13 protein-coding genes are annotated in these 17,874 nt (G+C 71.3%); 5 read left to right on the forward strand and 8 right to left on the reverse strand.

Annotation, left to right across the window (positions count from 1 at the left end):
* Positions 1-108: 108 nt before the first annotated feature.
* Positions 109-5,565, forward strand: a complete 5,457-nt coding sequence (locus tag CKO41_RS02930; RefSeq protein ID WP_200381211.1) for a PAS domain S-box protein — start codon at positions 109-111, stop codon at positions 5,563-5,565.
* A 428-nt stretch (positions 5,566-5,993) separates the two neighbouring features.
* Positions 5,994-6,278 (forward strand): hypothetical protein, encoded by a 285-nt coding sequence (locus tag CKO41_RS02935; protein ID WP_200251278.1) that lies wholly within the window; start codon positions 5,994-5,996, stop codon positions 6,276-6,278.
* A 76-nt stretch (positions 6,279-6,354) separates the two neighbouring features.
* On the opposite strand, the gene CKO41_RS02940 is transcribed toward CKO41_RS02935, so the two are convergent.
* The 7 genes from CKO41_RS02940 to murI form a co-directional block, all read right to left on the reverse strand.
* The gene (locus tag CKO41_RS02940) at positions 6,355-9,465 is read right to left on the reverse strand and encodes an error-prone DNA polymerase (RefSeq protein ID WP_200381212.1); all 3,111 of its coding nucleotides are present in this window, start codon (positions 9,463-9,465) and stop codon (positions 6,355-6,357) included.
* 23 nt (positions 9,466-9,488) lie between these two features.
* On the reverse strand, positions 9,489-9,932 hold the full coding sequence (locus tag CKO41_RS02945) for a putative toxin-antitoxin system toxin component, PIN family (protein WP_200381213.1): 444 nt from the start codon (positions 9,930-9,932) through the stop codon (positions 9,489-9,491).
* Positions 9,929-10,159 (reverse strand): AbrB/MazE/SpoVT family DNA-binding domain-containing protein, encoded by a 231-nt coding sequence (locus CKO41_RS02950; protein ID WP_200381214.1) that lies wholly within the window; start codon positions 10,157-10,159, stop codon positions 9,929-9,931. Before CKO41_RS02950 ends, CKO41_RS02945 begins: the two co-directional genes overlap by 4 nt.
* A 111-nt stretch (positions 10,160-10,270) precedes the next feature.
* Positions 10,271-11,743 carry a DNA polymerase Y family protein gene (locus CKO41_RS02955; RefSeq protein WP_200381215.1) on the reverse strand — a complete coding sequence of 491 codons (1,473 nt, stop codon included), beginning with the start codon at positions 11,741-11,743 and terminating at the stop codon, positions 10,271-10,273.
* Complete coding sequence (locus CKO41_RS02960; protein WP_200381216.1) at positions 11,721-12,353, reverse strand: P-loop NTPase family protein; 633 nt, start codon at positions 12,351-12,353, stop codon at positions 11,721-11,723. The genes CKO41_RS02955 and CKO41_RS02960 overlap by 23 nt, the downstream gene beginning before the upstream one ends.
* A gap of 101 nt (positions 12,354-12,454) precedes the next feature.
* Positions 12,455-13,093, reverse strand: a complete 639-nt coding sequence (gene lexA, locus CKO41_RS02965; RefSeq protein WP_200249983.1) for a transcriptional repressor LexA — start codon at positions 13,091-13,093, stop codon at positions 12,455-12,457.
* 701 nt (positions 13,094-13,794) lie between these two features.
* Positions 13,795-14,634, reverse strand: a complete 840-nt coding sequence (gene murI, locus CKO41_RS02970) for a glutamate racemase (RefSeq protein WP_200381217.1) — start codon at positions 14,632-14,634, stop codon at positions 13,795-13,797.
* A gap of 209 nt (positions 14,635-14,843) precedes the next feature.
* On the opposite strand from murI, the gene CKO41_RS02975 reads away from it, so the two are divergent.
* Genes CKO41_RS02975 through CKO41_RS02985 form a run of 3 tightly spaced genes read left to right on the forward strand, consistent with a single transcriptional unit; the run spans position 14,844 to position 16,223 of the window.
* A complete protein-coding gene (locus CKO41_RS02975; protein ID WP_200381218.1) occupies positions 14,844-15,563 on the forward strand; it encodes a transposase in 720 nt (239 codons plus the stop codon).
* On the forward strand, positions 15,560-15,943 hold the full coding sequence (locus tag CKO41_RS02980; RefSeq protein ID WP_200249979.1) for a cupin domain-containing protein: 384 nt from the start codon (positions 15,560-15,562) through the stop codon (positions 15,941-15,943). Before CKO41_RS02975 ends, CKO41_RS02980 begins: the two co-directional genes overlap by 4 nt.
* 4 nt (positions 15,944-15,947) lie before the next feature.
* Entirely contained in the window at positions 15,948-16,223 is a 276-nt protein-coding gene (locus tag CKO41_RS02985) for a polyhydroxyalkanoic acid system family protein (RefSeq protein WP_200249978.1), read from the forward strand.
* Between the two features lie 27 nt (positions 16,224-16,250).
* On the opposite strand, the gene CKO41_RS02990 is transcribed toward CKO41_RS02985, so the two are convergent.
* Positions 16,251-17,828 (reverse strand): CYTH and CHAD domain-containing protein, encoded by a 1,578-nt coding sequence (locus CKO41_RS02990; protein ID WP_200381219.1) that lies wholly within the window; start codon positions 17,826-17,828, stop codon positions 16,251-16,253.
* Positions 17,829-17,874 lie beyond the last annotated feature (46 nt).

Below are 17,874 nucleotides of genomic sequence, written 5' to 3' on the forward strand. Positions count from 1 at the left end.
CGGGTCCGCCGTAGGGACGTACCGCGCAACCGAGCCGCTACACCGTTCTCGGCATAGAATGGAGCCTCCCCGGCGGTTGCGCAGTGACGAGAACCGAGGCACGACGGCATGACCATCCTTGGCGGGCTGATTCAGAACGCCTCCTTCTTGCTCGCGTTGGTGTTCGCGCACAGCCTGTTCGTCGAGCGGCTGCCCCGCGGGCGGCTGACCACCCGGCTTCTGAGCGGGGCGCTGTTCGGTGCCACCGCGGTGGTGGGCATGATCTACCCGGTGACCTTGCTGCCGGGCGTCTTCTTCGATGCGCGCACCGTGATCGTCTCCATGGCCGGGCTGTTCGGTGGTCCGGCCGCCGGTGCGGTCGCGGCCCTGATCGCAGCCGGCTACCGCAGCTGGCTCGGTGGTGCCGGTGCCGCGATGGGGGTCGGGACGATCGTCACCGCCGCCGTCCTCGGCGCCGCCTTCCATCGGCTGCGCCAGCGCGGCAAGGTCGAGATCGACATCCGGACCCTGGCCGCCCTCGGCCTGGTTGTTCACGTCCTGGCGATGGCCTGGACGGCCGTGCTGCCCGCGGTCGCGCGCGCCCAGGTGCTGAGCCAGGTGGCACTGCCGTTTCTCGTCGTCCTGCCCTCGCTCGGGGTGCTCCTCGGGCTGCTGCTGCGCATGCAGGAGCAGCGCATCGACGCCGCGCTGGCCTTGCGCGAGAGTCGGGCGCGTCTCGACGAGGCGCAGCGCATCGCGCGACTCGGCTACTGGGAGTGGGACCTGCGCGCGGATACGCATCACTGGTCCAAGGAGATCGTTGCCCTCCTCGGGCGAGACCCGACCTCGCCGCCGGCTCGCTCACCGGAGGTCAGCGGCTACTTCACTGCCGACAGCTGGGCGCGCCTGTCCGCCGCGCTGGACGCGGCCCGTGCCGACGGCCAAGCCTTCGAGTGCGACGCCGAGGTCATCCGCCCCGACGACAGCCGCCGCTGGGCGACGGTTCGCGGGGAGGCGGTGCGTGAGCGCTCGGGCGAGATCGCCCTATTGCGCGGGACGATGCAGGATTCCACCGAGCGCAAGAGGGTCAGCGACGCCCTGGCCCGCGAGCGCGGCTTTCTCGCGACCTTGATCCAGGCCATTCCGGACCTCGTCTGGCTGAAGGACCCGGACGGGGTCTATTTGGCCTGCAATCCGCGGTTCGAGCGCTTCTTCGGCGCGACCGAGGCGCGGATCAAGGGTCGCACCGATCACGATTTCGTCTCGTCCGAGCAGGCCGCGCTCTTTCGTCAGCACGATCTGAATGCACTGTCGGCGGGCGGCCCGACGAGCAACGAGGAGACCATCACCTTCGCCGCCGATGGCCATCGAGAGCGTCTCGAGACGATCAAGACGCCGATGCACGATGCCGATGGGCGCCTGATCGGCATCTTAGGCATCGGGCGCGACATCGGGCCGCAGCACGAGGCGAGAGAGGCGTTGCGGCGGGAAAGGGACCGCATCCACGCGATCCTCGAGACCGTCGAGGCCTTCATCCTGGCGCTCGACCTCGATGGCCGCATCGAGTTGATCAACCGCAAGGGGTGCCAGACGCTGGGCCACACGGCCGAAGAGCTTCGCGGCAAGGACTGGTTCGAGGTCAGCACGCCGAGCGGACTGTCGCCGAGCACGGCGCGCGCCGCCCATCAGGCGGCACTCGGGGCCGACGGCGAAGGTTCGCTGCCCTACCAGACCTCGATTCGCACCCGTGATGGTCGCGAACGACGGATCTCCTGGCGCAACAGCCTGCTGCGCGATGACGCGGGCCAGATCATCGGGACCTTGTCGGCCGGCGAGGATGTCACCGAGCGAGAGGAGCTGCACGAGCGCATCGAGAAGCTCGCGGCGCACATCCCCGGGGTCATCTACCAGTATCGCCAATGGCCTGATGGGCGCGCCGCCTTTCCCTATGCCAGCCGGGGCATCGAGGCCATCTATGGCGTCACGCCGGGCGAGGTCGTCGAGGATGCGACGCCGGTGTTCAGTGCGATCCACCCGGCGGATCTGGCGCGGGTGACGGCATCGATCGGGGAATCGATGAAGGCACTCGCGACCTGGCATGAGCAGTACCGCGCGCGGTTGCCCGACGGGCGGACGATCTGGGTCGAGGGGGAGTCCTCGCCGGAGCGGCAAGCCGATGGGAGCGTCCTCTGGCACGGCTACATCCGAGACGTGACCGAGCGCAGGCAGGCGGAAGACGATCTGCGCGAGAGCCGGCAGAAGCTGCTGCAGGCCCAGTACATCGCCCGGATGGGCGACTTCGAATGGGACGTCGCGACCGGGCGCGTGTCTTGGTCCGACGGGATGTACCGGCTGCTCGGATACGCCCCCGGCGAGGCGATCGACCTCGCTACGGTGAACGCCGCCATCCATCACCCCGAAGACGGGGCGCGCGTGATGCAATGGCTCCGTGAGGCGATCGCCTCCGGGGCCGAGACGCTGGACTCGAACGAATACCGTCTCATCCGCAAGGACGGCGCGGTCATCCATGTCCAGACGGATGGCTGGATCGTGCGCACGCTGGACGGGGCGACCAAGGTCTTCGGGGTGTGCCAGGACATCACCGGCCGCAAGCAGGCCGAATCCGAGGCGCAGGCGATGCGCGCGAAGCTGGAGTCGGCGCTGGCCGCGATGAGCGACGCGGTCTTCATCAGCGATGCGGCTGGCAACCTGGTTCACGTCAACGAGGCCTTCGCGACCTTCCATCGGTTCGCCAGCGTGCAGGAATGCGCCGAGCGTCTCGACGCCTATCCGGACATACTCGAAGTCTCCCTGCCCGACGGATCCTTGGCACCCCTGTCGCAATGGGCCATCCCGCGCGCGCTGGCAGGCGAGACGGCCGTGGATCAGGAGTATCGTCTGCGGCGCAAGGACACGAACGAGTCCTGGGTCGGCAGCTACAATCTGGCGCCGATTCGCGACGCCACCGGCCAGATCGTCGGCTCGGTCGTCACCGGCCGCGACATCACCGAGCGCAAACGCGCCGAGGGGCAGCGACGGCATCTGCAAGACATGTTGGCCCGTACCGAGCGCATCTCGCGCATCGGCAGCTGGGAATGGGACCTCGAGTCCGGCACCGTCACCTGGTCCGATGAGCTCTTCCGGCTCTTCCGCCTCGATGCCGGTTCCGGCGCGCCGACCTATGCGGAGCAGGCGTCCCTGTTTCCTCCGGAAGACAGGGAGCGGATCGATCGAGCGGTGGCCGCCGCAGTCGATACTGGGACGGCCTACGAGCTCGAGCTGCAAGCGATCCGACCCGATGGGACGCGGCGCGTCTGTCTCGCCCGAGGCTATCCGGAGCGCCGTGACGACGGGCGCGTCGTCAGGCTCTTCGGATCCATGCAGGACATCACCGAGCAGCAGCGCGCGCAGACGCAGCTGCGGCTGGCGGCGAACGTCTTCGCCCACAGCATCGAGGGCATCATCATCACCGACCGCAACAATCGCATCCTCGACGTCAACCCGAGCTTCACTGCGGTCACGGGCTACACCAAGGAGGAGGCCGTCGGGCGCGACCCCAAATTCCTCGCCTCCGGTCGCCACGACAAGGCCTTCTACTCGGCCATGTGGCAGGCCCTCGAAGACGACGGATTCTGGCATGGCGAGATCTGGAACCGGCGCAAGAATGGCGAGGTCTTTCCGGAGATGCTCTCCATCTCGACCGTCCGCGATCCGGCCGGTCGGCTGCACAACCATATCGGCGTCTTCGCCGACATCACCGAGGCCAAGGCGCACGAGGCACAGCTCAATCACATCGCCAACTATGACCACCTGACGGGGGCCGCGAACCGGCGGCTGCTGACGGAGCGCCTCGATCAGGCCATCGCGGGCACCCATCGCGATGGTTCCGCCTTGGCCGTCTGCTACCTGGATCTCGACGGATTCAAGCCGCTCAACGACCGCTATGGGCACGCCGTCGGCGATGAGTTCCTGGTCCGCATGACCAAGGCGCTGCGGCAGACGCTGCGGGAAGGCGATACGATCGCGCGCCTCGGCGGGGACGAATTCGTGCTGCTCCTGACCGGGCTCGCGCGGCCCGAGGACTGCTTCGGCCTGCTCGACCGCATCCTCGCCAGGGTGCGCGAGCCGATCAGGGTGATGGACGCCGATCACCGCGTCTCCGCGAGCATCGGCGTGACGCTCTGCCCGCCCGATGTCCCCGACCCGGATGGCCTGTTGCGTCACGCCGACCAGGCCATGTACCGGGCCAAGGAGACCGGCGGGGACGCCTATCATCTCTACGATGCGGAACAGGATCGCCTGCTCAGGGTGCGCCGGCTGAGGGTCGATGAGCTCTGGCGCGCCGTGCGCGAGGATGAACTCAGGCTCCACTTCCAGCCGCAAGTCGATCTGATCAGCCGCAAGGTCCTCGGCGTCGAGGCCCTGTTGCGATGGCAGCATCCGGACGCCGGCCTGTTGGAACCTGGGGATTTTCTGCCCGACAGCGAAGGCACCGAGCTCGAGGTCGCAGTGGGCGAATGGGTGCTGCGCAACGCGATGCGCCAATGCGAGCAGTGGAGACGCGCGGGACGGCGTCTGCGGGTCAGCGTCAACATCGGCGCCTACCACCTGCTGCGGCCCGATTTCACGCGCCGTCTCGGGGATCTGATCGCTGCGCACCCGGGTGTGGGGGTCGGGGATCTGGCCCTCGAGATCCTCGAGACGGCCGCGCTCAGCGACTTCGAACAGGCGCAGCGCGCGTTGGCCGACTCGCAGGCGCTCGGCGTGCGCGTCGCCCTCGATGATTTCGGCACTGGCTATTCGTCGCTCGCCTACTTCCGCCTCCTGCCGCTCGACGTACTCAAGATCGACAAGAGCTTCGTCGGCGACATGCTCGATGACCCGTGCGCGATGGACATCGTGCGAAGCGTGGTGCAGCTGTCGCGTGCGTTCGATCGCTCGGTGATCGCCGAAGGCGTCGAGACCTTGGCGCATGCGGCACTGCTGACCTGGCTCGGCTGTCGCTCGGCCCAGGGGTGCGGCATCGCCCGGCCCATGCCGGCCTCGGCGCTGCCCGAGTGGCTCGCGCGCTGGTCCGGGCAGAATGGCTGGGGCGACCTCGACGAGGGGACGCAGCATGAGGAGATCGCGCTCATGGTCGCTGTTCAGAATCATCTCTTCTGGCTGCACTCGGTCGTCGAGTCCAACGCGCAGCCGGGCTCTTCTTGGCCCCCCTGCCTCGAACCCGGGGGCAGTCCCTTCCAGCGCTGGTACGAGGGGCCCGCCGCCCGGCGCTATGGCGGGAGGCAGGCGTTTCGGGAGATCGGTCACAGCCAAGCGCGGGCGCAGGCGGCCGCCGAGCGGTTGTTGCGCAGCACCGACCTGCTCGATACGCGGGGCAAAGACCGCTCGTTGCGCGAACTCCACCGCGCCAGCGATGACTTGATCGCGGGGATCAAGCGACTGGCGGCAGCCGATACCCGCTTGGGCCAGGCGATCGCCGATGGCGACCCCCTCTCGGTCATTGGAGTCGCCCCTGTCGGGGTTCCGGCCGACGGCTGGCGTGCCGGCGATGGACGCCTGGCCACCTATCGGACTTGGCCCTAGGCCGAGGTCGGGTGAGCCCCTGGGGCGTAGCCCGACGGCCGGCAAGACGGCGCCTGCCGAGGCCCCTGTCGGGTTACGGCGCGCGCAATCCTTTGTTTTGTCAGGACCGCCGTGCCAGCGCGCCTAACCCGACCTACGGGGCTACGGGGCGTGCCGATGTTCGCCGGGGCCGTCGGTCGGGTGAGCCCCGTGGCGCATGACCCGACGGCCGGCAAGGCGGCGCCTGCGGAGGCCGCTGTCGGGTTACGGCGCACCTGACCCGGCCGGCTGGTCGGAACGGATCCGCCGTGGCGGGTGAGGATGTCCGCCGATCGTGCGTCGGACGCTTCGGTCGGGCGGCCCCCAGGGGGCGAAGTTCGACTCAGTGCCCCCAGATGACCAGGTATCGCATTCCTCAACCGGCGTCTGCGCCAAGATTGGAGGGTCCCATGGCGGAACTGTTCGCGAGTGGCCGAATCATCGACCTGATCCTCATCATGGTCGTCGTCGAGGCGTTGCTGGTCTGGTTCTACCGACGCCGCACGGGGCGCGGCCTGACCTTGGCCGCCGTCGCGCCGACGTTGACCTCCGGGGCCATGCTGATGCTGGCGCTGCGGGCGGCGATCGCCGACCTGTCCTGGATCTGGATCGCGTTGCCGCTCGTCCTGTCCCTGGTGGCCCATCTGGTCGATCTGGTGGGTCGTCATCGCTCGCTGTCCGAACCCAGGGCGTAAGCGCCCGCGATCGGCATCGCCCGGCGAGCCGCGGCGGTTCTGCCAGGTCTCGGGCGCGGGGCCGATGTGCGGCCTCTCAGTGGAAATCGCGACTGAGGGTCGCCGCGGGTCGGCTCGCGATCAGCCCCCGCGGATCCCAGACGGACTCGGCGATCAGGTGCACGATGCCATCGCGGCGTTGGATGCGACCGCTCAGACCGAGGAAGTTCCGGCCGCGGATCAGCCGCCCATGGCGTTCGAGGACCCGCTGCCAGACGACGACATTGACCAGGCCGTGCTCGTCCTCCAGCGTCATGAAGAGGACGCCCGAGGCGGTGGCCGGGCACTGGCGGCAGATCACCAGCCCAGCGTAGCGGGTGCGTCGGCCGTCGCGCATCGCCCGGACCTCGGCGCTGTCGGGGAGGCCGCGCGACCGCAGCTGCGTGCGCAGTGGCGCGAGCGGGTGGGCGAGGGTGCTGTGGGCGCTCGTGCGGTGGTCCCAGCGGATCGTCTCGCTCGCATCGAGGGCGGCGAAGACGACCGGTGGCTCGCGCGGGGTGAGTTCGAACGCCGGTCGGTCTTCGCGGACGGCGCCGGTGGGCTGCCGGAGGGCGGCCTGCCAGAGGGCGGCCCGCCGGTCGCCCTCCAGCGAGCGTAGGGCCCCGGCCTCGGCGAGCCGCTCCAGCAGGCCGGCGCCGAGGCCGGTGCGCCGCGCCAGGTCATCGATCGAGGCGAAGGGCCGGGCGGCCCGTGCCTCGGCGAGGCGCGTCCAGTCGGCCCGTCCGATCCCCTTGATGTAGCGACCCCCCATCCGCAGCGCGTGCGGCGGCGCGCCGCCCTCGCTCGGCTCGAGCGTGCAGTCCCAGTCGCTCGTGACCACGTCGATCGGCCGCACGGCGAGGCCGTGGCGCTTGGCGTCCTCGATGATGGTCGAGGGCGCATAGAAGCCCATCGGCTGGGCATTGAGCAGGGCGCAGGCGAAGACGTCCGGGTAGTGGCACTTCAGCCAGGCGGTGGCATAGGCGATCAGGGCGAAGCTCGCGGCGTGGCTCTCGGGGAAGCCGTACTCGCCGAAGCCGCGGATCTGCTCGAAGACCTGCTCGGCGAAGGCAGGGGCGATGCCCTTGGCCGTCATGCGCCCGATCAGCCGCTCGCGGTGGCGCTCGATGCGCCCGCTCTGCCGCCAGGCGGCCATGTCGCGGCGCAGCTGGTCGGCCTCGCCGGGGCTGTAGTCGGCGGCGACCATCGCCAGGCGGATGACCTGCTCCTGGAACAGGGGCACGCCGAGGGTCTTGGCGAGCACCGGCTCCAGGCTCGGGTGCGGATAGACGACCGGCTCCTCGCCGGCGCGGCGGCGCAGGTATGGATGCACCATGCCGCCGGTGATGGGCCCGGGGCGCACCAGGCTGACCTCGATGACCAGGTCGTAGTAGCAGCGGGGCTTCAGGCGCGGCAGCATCGCCATCTGGGCGCGGCTCTCGATCTGGAAGGTGCCGATGGTGTCGGCCGCGCGGATCATCGCGAAGGTCGCGGGATCCTCCGGCGGGATGTCGGCCAGGCCGAGTGCCAGGCCATAGTGGGCGCGCAGCAGGTCGAGGCCGAGGTGGAGCTGGTGCAGTGCCCCGAGGCCGAGCAGGTCGACCTTGAACAGACCCAACGCCTCCAGGCTGTCCTTGTCCCACTGGATGACGGTGCGCCCCGGCATCGCGCCCTTCTCGATCGGCACCAGGGTCGCGACCGGCTCGTGGCCGAGCAGGAAGCCGCCGGGGTGGATCGAGAGGTGGCGCGGGAAGTCGAGCACCTCGGTGGCGAGATAGGCCAGGTGCCGGTGCAGCGGTGCCTGGGGGTCGAGGCCGGCCTCGCGGAGCTGCGCCTCGGTGACGGCCGCGCCCTGATGCGGCGCCTGCTTGGCGAGGCGATCGAGCGCCGTCTGCGGCACGCCGAGTACCCGGCCAACGTCGCGCACCGCCGAGCGCGGCCGGTAGCGGACGACGTTGGCGACCATCGCCGCGTGGCTGCGACCGTATTTCGCGAAGACGTGCTGGATGACCTCCTCGCGCCGGGCATGCTCGATGTCGAGGTCGATGTCCGGCGGCTCGGCGCGCTCGCGCGACAGGAAGCGCTCGAACAGGAGCCCCATGCGCACCGGGTCGACGGCGGTGATGCCGAGGCAGTAGCAGACCGCCGAGTTGGCCGCCGAGCCGCGCCCCTGGCAGAGGATCTGCGCGCGGCGGCAGAACTGGACGATCTCCCACATCGTCAGGAAATAGCCGCCGTACTCCAGCTCCTCGATCAGGCCGAGCTCCCTCGCGAGTTGCTGCGCGACCTCGGCGGGTGGCGCGCCGCCGTAGCGCGTCTGGGCGCCTTCGAAGGTCAGTCGACGCAGCCGTTGCGACGAGGTCGTGCCGTCCGGCAGGGTCTCGCAGGGGTAGCGGTAGCGCAGTTCGGCGAGATCGAAGCGGCAGCGCGCGGCGATCTCGGCGGTACGGGCGACGGCGCCGGGGTCGTCGGCGAAGAGCCGGGCGAAGGACTCGGACGTCCTGAGGGCATGCTCGGCGTTCGGCCGTAGGCGCCGCCCGGCCTCGGCGAGCGGCACGCGCTGGCGCAGGCAGGTCAGCACGTCCTGCAGCGCGCGCCGCGACGCCCGGTGGTAGAGGACCTCGCTGGCGGCGACGACCGGCAGCCGGTAGCGGGCGGCGCGTTGGCGCAGCCGCGCCTCGCGGGCCGGCTCGTCGGCGCGGCGATGGCGGGCGGCGAGGGCGTAGAGGCGGTCGCCGAAGGCCTCGCGCAGCGGATGGGCGACGAAGAAGGGCTCGGCCTCGCCGGCGAGCAGGGCGCGCTCGCCGCCCCAGAGCGCGATCAGGCCGGCGGCGTGCTCGCAGACCTCGCGCCAGCCGACCCGGCTCTCGCCCTTGTCGCAGCGGCCATGGCCGAGCGTCAGCAGCCGGCAGAGGTTCGCGTAGCTGGCGCGGTGCTCGGCGAGCAGGATCAGCGTCGAGCCGTCGTCGATCGTGACCTCGGCACCGGCGATCAGCTGCACGCCGACCTCGCGCGCCTTCAGATGGGCCTCGACCAGCCCGTAGACCCCGTCGCGATCGGTCAGTGCCAGGCCCGGCAGGCCGAGCGCCGCGCAGGTCTCGACGAGTTCCCGCGGATGGCTCGCCCCCTCGAGGAACGAGAAGTTGCTCTTGCACCAGAGGGGGGTCATGGTAGGCCGATGGTCTGATTGCTTCAGGCTGGCGGGGCGAGGTCTGCCAGAAATCGATTCGGCGTGACGATTGGCAGCGGAAATTCGGCCGCGAGCGCCAGGAGATCCTGGTCGCCGGTGACCAGAAACCCGGCCTTGCCGGCGACGGCCAGCTCGAGAAAGGGCTTGTCGAATGGGCCCCGGCAGGTGGGTGTGGCTGGGGACGGCACGGGAATCTGGACCGTTTCGCACCAAGGGAGGTAGTCGGCCAGGAGTTCTCGTTGCTCGGCGGGTGCGAGCCGAAATTTCGGATAGGCCAGGACGCGGAGCAGTTCAGCGAGGGTTGGTCTGGCGATCAGGGGCTGGAAGCGGTCCTGCTGCCAGGCGGTGCGGAACGCGCCTGGGACGCCGCCGCCGAAGACGAGCGCGGCGAGCACCAGATTGGTATCGAGTACCACGCGGGGTGGCCGGCTCGAGGGGGAGGTCATGCGTCGGTCGTCCGTCGCGCCCAGGCCACGGCCTCGTCGATGTCCTGTGCTGAGAGATCGAGCTCGGCGAGCTTGGCGCGTACGGCGTTGGCACGCTGGATGCGCACCGGGGTCAGGATGATCTGTCCATTGCGCACCTCGACCTCGAAATAATCGCTGGCCCCGACGGCCTCGGTCACGGCCTTGGGCAGGGTGAGCTGGTTCTTCGCGGTAAGCTTGGCAAGCATGGCTGACTCTCCGAAAGTAAGGAATCCTTACTGTGGTGATCGGCGACGGTTCGGGCAATTCAGACCCGTCTGCCGGGCGGGATTCCTGCAGGCAGAGGGGCTGCTTCCGGCTCATTCGACCCGACCATGCAGGCGCCAGCGGCGCCGCAGCCGGTCGTAGAAGACCCAGAGGAGGGCGCCGTCGCGGGTCTCGAAGAAGTAGTAGGCGCGCTGCACCGGGCGCACCCACCAGCCGCCGGCGATGAGATAGGGACCGACGGCGCGGGTCATCGCGTCGGGCCGCCGGTCGTCGTCGCGGCCGGCGATCCTAGGCGGGGACAGCGGGAGCGGGCGGCGGTAGAGGCGGCGCACCAAGCGGGGCTGGCGGTGCCCCGGCGGGCGGGCCGGCGCGAGTTGGGGCAGGGGCTCCCAGTCGAAGCCGTTCTCGGGCAGGTGGCCGGCGCCCAGCCGGGCGCGCACGACCGCCTGCTCGCCGAGTGCCGCCCGCACGCGCGCCAGGGCCCGGTCGGCGGCCTCCAGGTCGCGGTGCGGGCGCCCGTCGAGGAGCTCCGGCTGGCGCGGCTCGGGCATCGTCGGGCGGGCCGCCAGCCACAGCTCCGTGACGCCATCGGGCAGCCGGGCCTGCGCGAGCCGCAGGCGGACGAGCTCGATGAGCTGGGGGACATCGCCGGTCGGCGCGGCCGGTCGCAGCCGTTCGCGATGCCGGCCCAGGCGCTCGAAGCGCAGCAGCAGGTGCAGCTCCTCGAGGACCTGGCCGCGCCCGGCGAGCTCGGCGAGCAGCGGCGTCAGCAGCCGTTCGATCAGGCGGACCAGGCGCTCGGCGTCGGTCTCGGCCTCATCGAGGATCAGGCGCCTGGTCGGCGACGGGACCGGGCGCTGCGGCTGCAACGGCAGGGTCAGGTCACCCGAGGCCAGCCGGTGCAGCTCGAGGGCGCCTGGGCCGTAGCGTCGACCCAGGCCCTCGGCAGGCAGCTCCAGGAGCCGGCCGAGGGTCGACACGCCGAGCCGAGCCAGGGCGTCGCGCACCTGTGGCTCGATCGCCAGGCGTTCGAGGGGGACGGCCCGCAGCGCGGCCTGTTCGACATCCGGGTCGGCGAGGCAGACGACGCTGCGCCCGGCCTTGGCGAGGGCATAGGTGGCGAAACGGCGAAAGCCGACGACGAGGGTGGCGTGCAAGCCGTGCGCCGCGAGGTCGCCGGCGATCGCCTCGGCCCAGGCCCGCAGCGACGGGTAGAGGCCCACGAGGCCGGCGGCATCGAGCCAGAAGGTGCCGGGTTCGGCGGTGGCCGGCTCGACGCGCGGGCTGTAGTCGCCCAGCCGTCGGGCGATCGCGGCGACGGCCCGGGCGATCTGCGCCGGCGAGACCTCGGCGGCGCGCAGCTCGGGGCTCAGGGCCAGGGCCGTCGCGAAGCGCATGCCGGTACGGATGCCGAGGCGCTGGGCGCGCTCGTCGATCCAGAGGAGGCGGCCCTGGGGGCGGTCCCGGTCGACGACGGCGACCGGGTGCTCGCGCCAATCCGGATGCCGCTGCCGCAGGAGCTGGAGCGGGAAGGCCGGCAGGTCAACACAGGCCATCCGGTCCATCGCAGAGCTCCGCGTGGGTCCAGCCCGGCCCGTGGCGCTTGTCTTTGAGGACCCGGGCCTCGCAGCGGAACCGCCGCCCGCGCCGCCCGACTCGCACCGCCTCGGCGCGCAGCGAGACCAGCGAGCCGAGCGATGGCTGCTGTGCCCCCTTGTGGGTCAGGCAGACCAGGGCCGTCGCATGTCGCTTCGCGAGCGCGGCGAGGCGCGTCTGCCCGGCGAGCGGCAGGCCCGTGGTGCGACCGAGATCGAGGATGACCAGACCGAAGGCCCCGCAGCGCAGCAACAGATCGGCCGCCTGGGCCGCCGTGCGCGGCCGTTCGGCCCAGACGACGACCAGGGCCGCGAGGTCGACGCCGGCCGCCGCGACGTCGGGCGGGTAGAAGCTGGTCTCGCGCGGCCCGATCCAGGCCGCCGGTTCGCCCTGCCGCTGGGCCTCGGCGACGAGGCCGGTGGCGAAGGTCAGGGTCGCGCTCGCCGCCTCGCCCGAGAGCTCGACGAGCCGCCCGGCGAGGGCGGGCAGACCCCAGGCCGGCGGGACGGCGAGGCGCTCGGCCCCGCGGCGCAGGTCCGGGCAGGCGGCGAGCGGGGAGGGGGCAAGGGTCGTGGACATGCGGGTTCGCCGAGGGGATAGATGGGGGGATAGACGGGGATGGAGTCCGGCGGCCGTGGGCGCCGCCCTTCAACCTGAAAGCGCCATTGCCGTTGTTGGGTTCAATCCAGGTAGCGCCGGACTTCGATGACCCGCCCCAGCACCTGGAGCTCGGCCGGGTCCGGTCGCAGCACCTGGTAGTCGGGGTTCGCCGGGTGGAGCTCGATGCGCCCGCCGCGGCGGTGCAGGCGCTTGATCGTCGCCTCCTCGCCGACCAGGGCGACGACGATCGCCCCGTCATCGGCGCTTGGCTGGCGGCGGACGATGACGATGTCGCCGGGCAGGATGCCGGCGTCACGCATGCTCTCGCCGTGCACGCGCAGGCCGAACAGTTCGCTCTCGTCGCCGGCGCGCGCGGCCTGGACCGGGAGATGGCCCTCGAGGTCCTCGACCGCCAGGGCGAAGCTGCCGGCCGCGACGCGCCCGAGCAGCGGGATCAGCCGCGGCGGGGCGGCCGCGCGTGCCGTGCCGCCGGGCGCCTCGGACGGGTTGGCGAGCCGATAGCCGCGCGCCTTGCCCGGCTGCTTGACGAGCCGCCCGGCAGCCACGAGGGCCTCCAGGTGCTCGCGCGCGCTCTGCACCGAGCGGAAGCCGAAGGCCTCCTGGACCTCGCGCACCGTCGGCGGCTGGCCGGCCAGGAGGCGGTCGCGCACGAACTGGAAGACCCGCTCGCGCGTCTGTCCCGCCGGTGTGCGACCCATGGTGCCCTGCCTCCCTTTAACAACGATTCAAAAATGAGCGGTACGATTCCCGCCGATGTCGGGTTACGGCGCGCGCAATCCTTTGTTTCACCCAACCGCCGTGCCAGCGCGCCTAACCCGACCTACGGGCCGTGCCGGCATCGCCGGGGCCGTAGGGCCGTAGGTCGGGTTAGCCCCTCGGGGCGTAACCCGACGGCCGGCAACGCGGCGCCCACCGAGGCCGCAGTCGGGTTACGGCGCGCGCAAGCTTGGTGCGTCTCAGCGACCGCCGTGCGGGCGCACCTAACCCGACCTGCGGGCCGTGCCGGTATCGCCGGGGCCGTAGGTCGGGTTAGCCCCTCGGGGGCGTAACCCGACGGCCGGCGACGCGGCGCCCACCGAGGCCGCAGTCGGGTTACGGCGCGCGCAAGCTTGGTGCGTCTCAGCGACCGCCGTGCGGGCGCACCTAACCCGACCTACGGGCCGTGCCGGTATCGCTGGGGCCGTAGGTCGGGTTAGCCCCTCGGGGCGTAACCCGACGGCCGGCAACGCGGCGCCCGCCAAGAGGTTCCCGCCCCGATCGCCCTGCCAGCGCAGGCGGCGTTGACCCTCTTCGGAAGCTATATACCATACATTTGTATGATACGCGAGCGGACGATGCCCGCCCCGGCGGTCCCGCCGGGGCGGGGATGCGGGCAGCGATTCGGGATCCAGGGACTGGCTCAGCCGGTGTCGCTCAGGGCGGTCTGCGCCATCGGCAGCGGCTCGATGATGACGGCCGTCGGCCAGAGCTCGGCGACGACGGCGGCGACCCGCGCCGGGTCGCCGCTGGTCCAGAAGCGTTCGCCGCCGGGTCGCCCGGCGGGTGGGCGCAGCAGGGCCTGCTCGGCGAGGCGGCGGTGGACCTGGCGGGCGACGGCCGCCCCGGAGTCGAGCACGGTCACGGCCGGTCCGACCAGATCCTGGATCAGCGGTCGCAGGTGGGGGTAGTGGGTGCAGCCGAGCACGATGGTGTCGGCCCGTCGGGCGAGCAGCGGCCCCAGGTAGGCCGCCAGCAGGGTCCGGGTCCGGTCGCTGCGCAGCTCGCCGTGCTCGACCTGCTCGACGAGCCCGGGGCAGGGTTGGACCAGGACTTCGACCTCGCCGCCCAAGCGCCCGAGCAGCTGGACGAAGCTGTGGCTGGCCAGGGTCTGGCTGGTCGCGAGGACGCCGACGACGCCGGTCCGGGTGTGGGCAGCGGCCGGCTTCACGGCCGGTTCCATCGCGATGATCGGCAGGGTGTGGCGGGCGCGCAGCTCGCACACGGCGGCGCCAGTCGCGGTGTTGCAGGCGACGACGATCGCCTTGGCGCCGTGGGCGATGAGGCGCTCGGTGACGAGGGTCGCCCGCGCGACGATCTCCTCGCGGCTGCGCTCGCCGTAGGGAGCATAGCGCGAGTCGGCGACGTAGAGCAGGTCCTCGTGCGGCAGCGCGCGGCGGATCTCATGCAGGACCGACAGGCCGCCGACGCCTGAGTCGAATACGCCGATGGGGTCTGTCGGGCTCGATGCGGCTTGGGGCAAGTTGGTCGCGACGGGCAAGGGTTGGTCGGCGGCCCGACGCCGCCCTGTTCGGGCGGCGTCGGGCCGCGAGGCGATGGCGCGAGAGTGTAGCAGAATCGGCCCGAGCGGCGGCTTGCGGGGCGGCTCGCGACCGGTCCGGGCCAGCGGGGTGGCGATGGGCTCGTCTATACTTCGCAATCAGACCCGAATCGACGGAACCGCCCCCTGCCATGGCACGCCTACCGCGTTTCGCACTCCCCGGCTACCCCCAGCACGTCATCCAGCGGGGCAACGACCGCCGGCGCATCCTTCTCGACGAGGACGATGCCCGCCATCTGTGGGAGCTGCTGACGGTGGCCGCCGCCAGGCACGAGTGTGCGGTGCATGCCTATGTGCTGATGCCCGATCACTATCACCTGCTGCTCACGCCGAGCGGCGAGGACGGTGTCGGCAGGATGATGCAGTATGTCGGTCGTGAGCATGCCCGCTATTTCAACCGGCGTTACGAGCGGGCGGGCACCCTCTGGGAGGGCCGCTATCGGGCCACCCTGCTCGATCCCCAGCAGTGGCTGCTCGCCTGCTGCCGCGCGATCGAGGACAACCCGGTGCGCGCCAGCCTCGTCGACGATCCGGCGGCCTACCGCTGGTCGAGCCATGCCGCCAATGCCGGCGGCGGCGACGACGGGCTGATCACGCCCCATCCGGCCTACCTGCGTCTCGGGCGCAGTCGGCGGGCGCGCCAGGCCGCTTACGCTGCCCAATGGGCCGAGCCCCTCGCCGAGGCGCAGCTCGCGCGGATCCACGACGCGACGAACAAGGCCTGGGTGCTCGGCGACGAGACCTTCTGTCAGGCGATCGAGGATCGCATCAACCGCCGCGCCAAGCCGCGGCCGCGCGGCGGCGACCGACGCTCCGCCGCCTACCGCCTCGCCACCGGGAGAGCCGAATGACGACGAAACCCCCGCGCATCCACCACCCGGACGAATCGCTGGAGTTCTTCACCGACGAGGGCTGCGCCATCCTGGAGACCTGGAACCGGCCCGAGGACGAGGCCGTCTCGATCGCTCGGGCGCGGGTGCCGGCGCGCCAGACGACGCGGCTGCATCGTCTGCACGGCATCGAGGAGCGCTATCTGATCGTCTCGGGCTGCGGTCAGGTCGAGGTCGGCGGCCATGTCCCGACCTTGGTCCAGCCCGGCGATCTGGTCTATATTCCGGCGGGTTGTCCCCAGCGCATCGCCAGCCTGGGCGACGAGGACCTGGTCTTCTACGCCATCTGCACCCCCCGCTTCGTGCCCGAGGCCTACGAAGACGTCGACGAGCCGAGATAACCGCATGTCCCGCATCCATTTCACTCGCCGCCACTGCCTCGGCGTCGAGGAGGCGCGAGTCCGCATCGCGCAGGTCGCCGAGCGTCTGGAGCGCGAATTCCACGTCGTCTGCCAATGGCAGGGCAATCGGCTCGCGTTCAGGCGCCCGGGGGCCTCGGGCAGCATCGACGTCGGCGAGGACGCGGTGACGCTGGACATCCGTCTCGGGCTGCCGCTCTCGCTGATGCGCCACACCATCGCCGGGCGCATCGACGATAAGCTGACCCATGTCCTGAGCTGACAGGCCCCGTCGGTCGGCGCCCCGGCCTCAGCCTGCGGGCTTGAACAGCCGCCGGAAGGTCGCCCGGTGGCCTGCCGTGTCGAAGCGGGCGAAGGTCTCGCCGAAGGCCTCGCGCGCCCCTTGCCCGCGCTGGAGCAGGCTGCCGATCAGGGCGCCCATCGCGAGCAGCGTATCCGTGTCCGCCTCCCCGTCGGCGGCCATCCGTCGGGCCGCCTCGCGCAGGAATCGCCCCTGCACCGCCAAGTCCTGGAAGAGCCCGAGATTGTCGAGCAGGGCCTTGGTCAGCTTGATCAGGGGGGCGATCTCGTCCTTCGGGTAGAGGCGGCGGAAGAACTCCATCAGATAGCGCAGCTTCTTGGCACTCTTGCGCAACTCGTGCAGGTCCGCGGGCGGAGAGTCCGGTCCGATCGCCCGGCCTTCGTCGCGTACCCGTCGGTAGAGGCGCCAGAGGCTCGCGTCGGCCTCGGCCTTGATCGGCCGGGCGGCGTTGACCGGTGCGTCGTGGGTCGTTGCGGGCGCGGCGAGGAAGGCCCGCCAGTCGTCGATCAGCGTGTGGAACTCGGCCGATTCGAGGGCCTCGGTGAGTCGACGCTGGGCCTCGCGATGGCGGGCGATCAGGTGGTCTTCGAGCGGTGCCAGGTGAGGGCGTAGCGCCGGCGGTAGGGCCGCGAGGTAGTCGCCCAGGGCCAGGCGGTAGACGTCCAGGTCGCGGGCCTCGCCGGTTGCCTGCTGGAGCCAGGCGAAGCGGGCCTTGCCGTGCGCGACCCGCTCCGGCGGGAAGACGCCCCGGATCTGGCCGAGCGCCGAGCGGGTGCGGCGGGTCGCGACGCGCAGATCGTGCAGGAACTCCGGGTCCAGGTGGGTCTTGGCGCCCTCGATGTTGGCCTCGATCGTGGCGAGTAGGTCGCGCAGGATCGCCTTGGCGCTCTCATCGGCGCGCGCCTCGGGGTCGAGGCGGAAGTCGAGCTTGGTCGAGTAGTCGCCGGGGCGTCGCCCAGCCGCGGCCAGGGCCTCGGTGAACGGCGACGTGCGCGCCCGCTGCAGCGCCAGGTCCTTGTGCAGGACGGCGGCCAGCGCGTCGGCCTCGGCCGCGTGCCCCGGCAGCCCCTCCAGGCGCAGTCGAGCCGCCAGCGGACCGCTTCGCCCGCGGGTCGGCTCGCGGAATTCGCCGACGACGACCAGCAGGCGCACGAGGGGCCGGCCGCCGTCGCCGGCGACGTAGAGGGTCTGCTCGCGGCCGAGGATCGTGATCGTCGGCAGCAGCCGACGGACCCCGAGGGCGGGGGCGAGGCGTTCGGCCACCGGTCCGGCCGGCAGGTCGGCGGCCAGGCCCGGCGCGCCCTGCCACGGCGGACCGAGCCCCTGGGCGAGCGGCGGCCCCTCCCCGTCGAGGTCCTGCCACAGGAGGCGCGCACCCTCGGTGTCGAGGCACAGCGCGAGGGTCGCGCCAGCCCGGTAGAGGCGCCAATCGAAGCTGTCGAAGAAGCGCTGTTCGCGGCTCAGCCACGGACCCTCGGCGAGCGGCTGATGGCGGTGCAGGTCGGCGAGGACGCCTGCCAGGTCGGCGCCGTTCGGAACCAGGTAGTCTCTAATCGCGTCGGACATAAGGGTAGGGGCTGTCAGGCCCGCGTGGGGTGATCCGATGTCGGCC

This window comes from Thiococcus pfennigii (genome assembly GCF_016583835.1).
In the GTDB taxonomy this organism is placed as follows: Bacteria; Pseudomonadota; Gammaproteobacteria; order Chromatiales; family Chromatiaceae; genus Thiococcus; species Thiococcus pfennigii.